7 protein-coding genes are annotated in these 8,503 nt (G+C 73.2%); 5 read left to right on the forward strand and 2 right to left on the reverse strand.

Annotation, left to right across the window (positions count from 1 at the left end; genetic code table 11):
• Positions 1-5 precede the first annotated feature (5 nt).
• On the reverse strand, positions 6-485 hold the full coding sequence (locus tag ABZE72_RS04790) for a methylated-DNA--[protein]-cysteine S-methyltransferase (RefSeq protein WP_372727877.1): 480 nt from the start codon (positions 483-485) through the stop codon (positions 6-8).
• Position 486: 1 nt separating this feature from the next.
• Positions 487-1,986, reverse strand: a complete 1,500-nt coding sequence (locus tag ABZE72_RS04795) for an AlkA N-terminal domain-containing protein (RefSeq protein WP_372727878.1) — start codon at positions 1,984-1,986, stop codon at positions 487-489.
• A gap of 159 nt (positions 1,987-2,145) precedes the next feature.
• On the opposite strand from ABZE72_RS04795, the gene ABZE72_RS04800 reads away from it, so the two are divergent.
• From ABZE72_RS04800 to ABZE72_RS04820, 5 genes are all read left to right on the forward strand, one after another.
• Positions 2,146-3,156 (forward strand): iron ABC transporter substrate-binding protein, encoded by a 1,011-nt coding sequence (locus ABZE72_RS04800; protein WP_372727879.1) that lies wholly within the window; start codon positions 2,146-2,148, stop codon positions 3,154-3,156.
• Positions 3,153-4,688, forward strand: a complete 1,536-nt coding sequence (locus ABZE72_RS04805) for an ABC transporter permease (protein ID WP_372727880.1) — start codon at positions 3,153-3,155, stop codon at positions 4,686-4,688. Before ABZE72_RS04800 ends, ABZE72_RS04805 begins: the two co-directional genes overlap by 4 nt.
• Entirely contained in the window at positions 4,685-5,725 is a 1,041-nt protein-coding gene (locus ABZE72_RS04810) for an ABC transporter ATP-binding protein (RefSeq protein WP_372727881.1), read from the forward strand. The genes ABZE72_RS04805 and ABZE72_RS04810 overlap by 4 nt, the downstream gene beginning before the upstream one ends.
• Entirely contained in the window at positions 5,722-8,196 is a 2,475-nt protein-coding gene (locus ABZE72_RS04815) for an AMP-binding protein (protein WP_372727882.1), read from the forward strand. The genes ABZE72_RS04810 and ABZE72_RS04815 overlap by 4 nt, the downstream gene beginning before the upstream one ends.
• 114 nt (positions 8,197-8,310) lie before the next feature.
• Positions 8,311-8,503, forward strand: a 193-nt coding sequence (locus ABZE72_RS04820) for a hypothetical protein (RefSeq protein ID WP_372727883.1), incomplete at its 3' end; no start/stop codon positions are given.

The raw sequence follows: 8,503 nt of genomic DNA on the forward strand, positions 1-8,503 counted from the left end.
ACGCGTCAGAAGAGAGCGTCCTGCTCGAGCTCGAGCAGGAGCTGCTTGCGCTGCACACCGCCGGCGTACCCGGTCAGCGTGCCGTCGGCGCCGATCACCCGGTGGCACGGGATCACGATCGGGATCGGGTTGCGGCCGTTGGCCAGCCCCACGGCCCGGGACGCCGCGTTGGTCATCCCGAGCCGGTGCGCGATCTGGCCGTACGTCGCGGTCTCGCCGAAGCCGATCCCCTGCAGCTGTTCCCAGACCCGCTGCTGGAAGGGCGTGCCCGCCGGGGCCAGCGGCAGGTCGAACTCCGACAGTTCGCGAGAGAAGTAGGCCCGCAGCTGCCGGGTCGCCTCGGCCAGGACGGGGTGCCGGTCGTCGCGGGCACCACGCGGGCGCCCGCTGCGGTCGTCGTACGGCGAGAAGTCGATCGCGGTGATCGCTCCGTCGTACTCGACGATCCGCAGCTCACCGATCGGCGAGTCCAGCACGGTGTACATCTCAGTTCCCCTCGTCGTCCCGCGATGCCAGGGGCGGCATCAGGGTGTTCCACAGGTGCAGCAGGGCGTAGGAGCTCCACGGGCGCCAGCCCTCGCTGCCCGTCACGACCTGCTCGGCATCGTGGCCCAGGCCGTTCAGCGCATTGCGCACCCCGACGTCGGTGGGCAGGAAGACGTCCGGGTGCGCCAGCGCCCGCAGCGCGATGTAGTCGGCCGTCCACTGGCCGATGCCGGGAAGGTCCAGCAGCTGACGCCGTACCGCGTCGCGGTCCGGCCCGCGATCGAGGGCGATCCGCCCCTCGGCGAGCGACCCGGCCAGCCCCACCAGCGCGACCCCCCGCGCGCGCGGCATCGGCAGCCCGCCGGGGTCCACGGCCGCGATCGCCGCCGCGGTCGGGAAGAGGTGGGTGAGTCCCGGGATGTCGGTGGCCACCGGCCGACCGTGCTGCGCGACCAGTCGACCGGTGACGGTGCCGGCGCCCGCCACCGAGACCTGCTGGCCGATCACCGCGCGGATCGCGACCTCGTTGCCGTCGATCTGTCCGGGCACCCGCAACCCGGGCGTGGCCGTCACCAACGGCGCCAGGACCGGGTCGGCGAGCAGGTGCTCGTCGACCGCGACGGGATCGCAGTCGGCGTCCACGAGCCGACGGGTCCGCTCGAGCGCGGCGGCGGTGTCGCGCAGGTCAGCGAGGGCGAAGGTCGCCCGCACGAAGGCCGTCCCGGCAGCGGGCTCGGCGTCTCGGACGTCGAGCCGGACCGTTCCCGGGCCGTGGGGCAGGTCGAGGGTGCGGGCGTACCAACCCCGGCCGGCCACCTCCACACCCGGGATCAGGTGGTGGGCCAGGAACCGCAGCAGCGCCGTGCCTGCGAACGGGGTGCGCACCGCGATCCGCAACGAGACCGTGCCGGTGGCCTCCGCGGCACCGCGGCGCCCGCGCAGCTCGGTCGGGGTGGCCGCGTAGACCTCCCGGATGGTGTCGTTGAACTGGCGCACGCTGGCGAACCCGGCCGCGAACGCGACGTCCGCGTAGCCCAGCTGCGTGGTCTCGATCAGCACCCGCGCGGTCTGCGCCCTCCGCGCCCGGGCCAGGGCCAGCGGGCCGGCACCGAGCTCGCTGGTCAGGACCCGGTTGAGGTGCCGGGCGGAGTAGCCCACCCGCCGGGCCAGACCGTCGACGCCCTCGCGGTCGACGACGCCGTCAGCCACCAGCCGCATCGCCCGACCGGCGACGTCGGCGGCGACGTCCCAGCGCGGACTGCCCGGGGTGGCGTCCGGCAGGCACCGTTTGCACGCCCGGAAGCCGGCCGACTGCGCCGAGGCCGCGGTCGGGTGGAAGGCGACGTTGCGCCGAGCCGGCGTCCGAGCCGCACAGGAGGGTCGGCAGTAGATCCGCGTCGTACGCACCGCGGTGTAGAAGACGCCGTCGAAACGTCGGTCGCGCGACAACACGGCGCGATAGCAGACCTCGTCGTCGAGGAGCTCTGCCACGGAGGTCATGCCCTCATCATGCGGCATCGCCCGACGCGGCTTCTCGCGGGATTCGGACACCGCGGCGTAGCGCCCGGTGAGCGTGAGACCGATCACGAGTTCAACCATCGTCGGCCGGCGCTGTTAAGGTTAGGCAACCCTAATCCCCGATTGGTGAGGACCCGTCCGATGCACGCCCTTCGCTGGCTCATGCTGACCGCCACGCTCGCCGCCTTCTCGATGCTCGGCGCCTGCAGCGGCGACGACGGCCCCAAGGTCGTCGTCTACAACGCCCAGCACGAGGAACTGATCAGCGTGGTGGCGGAGGCCTTCACCGAGGAGACGGGCATCAAGGTCGAGCTGCGCAACGGCTCCGACCTCGAGCTGGCCAACCAGATCGTCACCGAGGGCGACGCCTCCCCCGCCGACGTCTTCCTCACCGAGAACTCCCCCGCCATGGCCTTCGTCGGCTCGCGCGACCTGCTGGCGCCGCTGGGCGCCACGACGCTGGAGAACATCCCCGCCCGCTTCCGCGCCGCCGACGACCACTGGACCGGCTTCGCGGCACGCTCGACCGTGCTCGCCTACAACACCGACCAGGTCAGCACCGAGGAGCTGCCCGACTCCCTGATGGAGCTGGCCGAGCCGCAGTGGCGCGACCGGATCTCGTTCAGCCCCACCGGCGCCGACTTCCAGGCCATCGTGGCGGCGGTCCTCGATCTCGAGGGCGAGGAAGCCACCCGCGAGTGGCTCGAGGGCATCAAGGCCAACGGCACCGTCTACGACGGCAACAACGTCGTGCTGGAGTCGGTCAACTCCGGGCAGAGCGACGCCGGCGTGATCTACCACTACTACTGGTACCGCGACCAGGAGGAGTCGGGCGTCAACAGCGACAACACCGCCCTGCACTACTTCGAGGCGGGCGACCCCGGAGCCTTCCTCAGCCTCTCCGGCGCCGCCCTGCTCGCGAACGGCGACAACCCCGAGCAGGCGCAGGAGTTCCTCGACTACCTCACCGGCACCGAGGGCCAGCAGGTGATCGCCGACAGCTACGCGCTGGAGTTCCCGCTGAACCCGGCCGTGCAGCTGGACCGGGCCGGGGTCCCCGCCCTGTCGGAGCTCTCCCCGCCCGAGGTCGACTCCGCCGACCTCGACAGCGAGACCGTGATCCGACTGATGACGGACGTCGGATTCCTGTGAACCCACGGGGCCGCACCGCCCTGTCCCCCCTGCCCCTGGTGATCGGTGCAGCGGTTGCTGCGCTGACCCTGATCCCGTTCGGCTACGTCCTCGTCGCGACGGTCGACATGGGGCTCACCCAGCTGCTGGAGCTGCTGCTCCGCCCCCGGGTCGGAGAGCTGCTCTCCAACACCGTGCTGCTGCTGCTCGGCACCGTCGCGCTGAGCCTGGTGCTCGGTGTCGGTGGAGCGCTGGCGGTGGTGCGCACCGACGTACCGTTCCCGCTGGTCTGGCATGCCCTGCTCTCGGCCCCACTCGCCATTCCGGCGTTCGTGAACTCCTACGGCTGGGTCTCGCTGACGCACGCGGTGCAGTCCTACCCCGGCGCCGTCCTGGTGGTCTCGCTCTCCTACTACCCGCTCGTCTACCTGCCCGTGGTCGCCTCGCTCAGCGTGCTCGACGCCGCCAGCGAGGAGGTCGCCTGGTCCCTGGGGCGCTCGCGGGTGCGCACCGTCGCCACGGTGGTGCTCCCGCGGATCGCGCCGGCGGTGCTGGGCGGCGCACTGCTGGTCGCGCTGCACGTGCTGGCCGAGTTCGGCGCTCTCCAGCTCCTGGCCTTCCAGACGTTCACCACCGCCATCTACGGCCAGTACCGCTCCGCGTTCGCCAGCGAGGGCGGCACGGTCCTGGCCGGGGTCCTGGTCACCGCCTGCGTCCTGCTGCTCACCCTGGAGCTGCTGGCCCGCGGCCGGCGTCGCTGGGCGCGGGTCGGGTCGGGCACCGGGCGCCCCGCCGAGCCGGTCCGGCTGGGCCGGGCCCGACTCCCGGTCGTGCTGGTCCTGGTCGGCGTGGTGGCGCTGACCCTCGGCGTTCCGCTCTACGCGCTCGGGCGCTGGCTGGTGCTGGGCTCCTCGACCGAGTTCGTCACCAGCGAACTCGCCTCCGCCTTCGGCAGCACGCTCGGGCTGGCGGCCGGGGGCGCCCTGCTGACCACCCTGCTGGCCCTCGCGCCGGCCTGGCTCGCCGTACGGCGCCGCGGCATGCTCGCCGTCCTGCTCGAGCGGGCCACCTACACCGCCAACGCCCTGCCCGGGATCGTGGTCGCGCTCGCGCTGGTCTGGGTGACGATCCGAGTGGTGCCGTCGATCTACCAGACGCTGCCGGTGCTGCTCGCGGCCTACGCGATCCTCTTCCTGCCCCGGGCCGTGGTGAGCGTGCGCTCCTCACTCGAGCACGCCCCGGTCGTGCTGGAGGAGATCTCGCACAGCCTCGGCCAGTCGAGCTGGAACACCTTCCGCCGGGTCACCGTCCCGCTCGTCGCCCCCGGCCTCGGCGCCGGTGCTGCCCTGACGTTCCTGGCGATCAGCACCGAGCTGACCGCCACCCTGATCCTCGCCCCGACCGGGACCAGCACGCTGGCCACCGAGTTCTGGTCCGACTCCTCGGCGGTCCGCTACGGCGCGGCTGCGCCGTACGCGCTGCTGCTGATCCTCGTCTCCCTGCCCGCCACCTGGCTGCTCGCTCGCCAGGCCCAACCCCGGGAGTCGTCGTGAGCGATGTCCGCATCGAAGGCCTCACCAAGTCGTACGGCGCCGCGCCCGTCCTGCAAGGGCTCGACCTGCACGTGGCGGCCGGCTCGATCACCTCGGTGCTCGGTCCGTCCGGCTGCGGCAAGAGCACCCTGCTGCGGATCGTGGCCGGCTTCGTGCGCCCCGACGCCGGCTGTGTCCGCGTCGGCGACCGGGTCGTCGACGACGCGAGCACCCACGTGCCGGCCCAGCGCCGCGGCGTCGGCTACGTGCCCCAGGAAGGGGCGCTCTTCCCGCACCTGACCGTGGGCCAGAACATCCTCTTCGGACTCCCCCGGCTGTGCCGGACCGCGACCCGGCTCGACGAGATGCTCGAGCTGGCGGAGCTGCCCCAGGACCTGGCCCGGCGCTACCCCCACGAGCTCTCCGGCGGCCAGCAGCAGCGCGTCGCCCTGGCCCGCGCCCTGGCGCCGCGGCCGGTCGTGGTCCTGCTGGACGAGCCCTTCTCCTCGCTCGACACCACGCTGCGGGTCAGCGCCGGGCGCAGTGTCGCCCGGGTGCTGCGGCACGCGGGCGCCACCGCCATCCTGGTCACCCACGACCAGGGCGAGGCGCTCTCGCTCAGCGACGAGGTCGCGGTGATGCGGGCCGGCCGGTTCGTCCAGGTCGCCGCCCCGGGCACGCTCTACAACCGGCCCGCGGACCCGGCCATCGCCCTCTCCGTCGGCGGCGGCACGCTGCTGCCGGGCACGGTCACCGGTCACCGGGTGCGCACCGAGCTGGGCGAGCTCTCCACCAGCCAGGTCAGCGGCGACGGCGAGGCGCTGGTGCTGGTGCGCCCCGAGCAGCTCGACCTGGGCAGCAGCCCGTTCCACGCGATCAGCGCGCGGGTCCGCGACGTCGACTACCACGGCGCCCAGATCGTGGTCGTGCTCGCGCTGCCCTCCGGCCACACGGTCACCGCGCGCGGCCCGGCGACGGCTCCCCCGGCGATCGGCGACGAGGTCGGCATCCGGGTGCTCGGGGAGGTCCGGACCTACCCGGCGGCGGAGGTCTCATGACGCTGACCCCGCTCCGGCTCGACTCCCCCGGACTCGAGCTCCTCACTCCCGGATCGTCGCCCGCGCTGGTCACCGCGCAGGGGACGATCAGCGGGGCTGAGCTGCACGAGCGCGTCCAGGAGCGGCGGGCCCGACTCGGCAGCACCCGGCGGCTGGTGGCCCTGGAGGGCACGAACCGGGTGGAGTCGGTGGTCGACTACCTGGCCGCGCTGTCCGGTGGCCATCCGCTGCTGATGGTGCCGCCCGGCCTGCGGAGCACGCCGGGCGGCGAGCGTCTGCTGGCGTCGTACGACCCCGACGTGGTGCTCGCCGACGACGCCGGCGACTGGGGGTTCGAGGAGCGGCGCCGCGGGACCCGGCACGACCTGCACCCCGACCTCGCCCTGCTGATGGGCACCTCCGGCTCGAGCGGGACGCCGCGGCAGGTCCGGCTCTCGCGCGAGAACGTGCTCGCCAACGCCACCGCCATCGCCGACTACCTCGGGCTCGGGCCGGACGACCGAGCGGCGACCTCGCTGCCGCTGCACTACTGCTACGGCCTGTCCGTGCTGAACAGCCACCTCGTCGCCGGCGCCAGCCTCTGGCTGACCGAGAAGTCCGTGGTCGAGGAGTCGTTCTGGACCGGCGCCGCGCAGGCCGGGGTCACCTCGTTCGCCGGCGTGCCGCACACCTTCGCGCTGCTGGAGCGCTCTGACTTCGACGAGCGCCGCCCGGCGACACTGCGTCAGGTCACCCAGGCCGGCGGGGCGATGCCCCCCGAACGGGTCCGGGCCTGGGCACGCTCCGGCGCCGAGCACGGCTTCGACTTCGTCGTCATGTACGGCGCGACCGAGGCGACGGCCCGGATGGCGTACCTGCCGCCGCACCTGGCCGCCGAACGCCCGGAGACCATCGGCGTCCCGATCCCGGGCGGCGACCTGCGCATCGACGACGGCGAGCTCGTCTACTCCGGACCCAACGTGATGCTGGGCTACGCCGACTCCCCGGCCGACCTCGCGCTCGGCCGGACCGTGACCGAGCTGCGCACCGGGGACCTGGCGATCCAGCACGACGACGGCCTCTTCCAGGTGACCGGACGCCGCAACCGCCTCGCCAAGCTCTTCGGCCTGCGCATCGACCTCGACCACGTCGAGGAGGTCCTGCGTTCGCAGGGCGTCGAGGCCCGGGTCCTCGAGCACGAGGGCTCGCTGCTGGCGTTCGTGCTGCACGGTCGCGCCCAGCGCCGCGCCGAACGCCTGCTGGCCCGCGAGCTCTGCCTGCCGCGGCACGCCGTCGTCGTACGACGGGTGGCGGCGTTCCCACTGACCGCCTCGCAGAAGACCGACTACCCGGCTCTGCGGGCTCATGCATCGGCGTCCGTGACCGACGCGGAGGAGGACGTGCTGGCCATGTACGCCGCCGTCCTCGGCCGTCCGGACGCGCGTGCGGACCAGTCGTTCGTGGACCTCGGCGGCGACTCGCTCTCCTTCGTCGAGGTCTCGCTGCGGCTGGAACGGATGCTGGGCCACCTGCCGCAGGAGTGGCACACCCGACCGGTCCGCGAGCTCACCGTCGCCCAGCGCCGCCCGCGGCGCTGGCTGGTCGGGCTCGACCTACCGGTCGTGCTGCGAGCGCTGGCGATCGTGCTGGTGGTGGGCAGCCACACCGAGTGGTTCGACCTCCAGGGCGGAGCGCACCTGCTGCTGGCCCTGGTCGGCTTCAACGTGGCCCGCTTCCAGCTGGCGCCGGGCACCCGGCGCACGCAGCTGGCCAGGATCGGCTCATCGCTGCGGGACGTGCTGGTGCCGTCGGTGCTGTGGATCGGCGGCGTCGCCCTGGTCACCGGGATGTACGCCTGGCCGACCGCGCTGATGCTCAACAATGCGCTCGGGGCCGACCGCTGGGACGACCAGTGGCAGTTCTGGTTCCTGGAGGCAGCGGTCTGGAGCCTGGTCGCTCTGGCCGCTGTCCTGGCGGTCCCCCGGCTGCACCGGGCGGAGCGCGAGTACCCGTGGCGCTTCGGGCTGGCCTGGCTGGGCCTGGCGATGCTCACGCGGCTGCTGCTCGTCGGGGTCGAGGCCGGCGTCGTGGAGCGCTACAGCGTCCTGGGCGTCGCGTGGTGCGTCGCACTGGGCTACCTGGCCGCCCGGGCCGTCTCGACACCTCAGCGGCTGCTGGTGAGCGCCCTGGCGCCGCTGTGCACGGTGGGTTTCTTCGGCGACCCCTCCCGTGAGGCCCTCGTCGTCGTCGGGCTGCTGCTGGTGATCTGGGTGCCGCGCCTCTCGCTGCCGCGCCAGCTGGCCCGTGTCGTCGGCACGATCGCGTCGGCGTCGCTGTTCATCTACCTCACCCACTGGGTGGTCTACCCGCCCCTGGACGACGACCACGACGTGCTGGCGGCGTTGCTGTCCTTCGCGGTCGGGGTTGCTGTCTGGCGTACCTACGGCGTCCTGCGCTCGGGGGCCGGGCGGGTCCTGAGCCACGTCCGCTGACGCCGGGCTGTCCCCTCACCGCCGGAGTCCTCGCGCTGCGAGCGCAGCAACTTTCCCCGGGCCCGGTGCGTCACAGACGCACCCAGCGAGCGGGACGGCGCGAAGCCGGCGGCCGTGCCTACCCCGACCTCGTCATCGACCTCGGGCCCGTCACCGACCCCGGGCGCGTCATCGACCTCGGGCTCGTCACCGAGCGCCAGCCCGACGCCCACGGGTGGGCAGCAGCCGCCGGACGGTGCCCTCGACGTCTCCGACCTGCCCACCGGAGCTCCACCCCGACTGACCTACGTCCACGAGGACACCGTCC

Source organism: Nocardioides sp., assembly GCF_041600255.1.
Taxonomy (GTDB): domain Bacteria; phylum Actinomycetota; class Actinomycetes; order Propionibacteriales; family Nocardioidaceae; genus Nocardioides.

What these genes read in the sequence shown, in the direction of transcription:
- ABZE72_RS04790 (WP_372727877.1), bottom strand. Translation starts at nt 485, where the DNA reads ATGTACACCGTGCTGGACTCGCCGATCGGTGAGCTGCGGATCGTCGAG.
- ABZE72_RS04795 (WP_372727878.1), bottom strand. Translation starts at nt 1,986, where the DNA reads ATGACCTCCGTGGCAGAGCTCCTCGACGACGAGGTCTGCTATCGCGCC.
- ABZE72_RS04800 (WP_372727879.1), top strand. Translation starts at nt 2,146, where the DNA reads ATGCACGCCCTTCGCTGGCTCATGCTGACCGCCACGCTCGCCGCCTTC.
- ABZE72_RS04815 (WP_372727882.1), top strand. Translation starts at nt 5,722, where the DNA reads ATGACGCTGACCCCGCTCCGGCTCGACTCCCCCGGACTCGAGCTCCTC.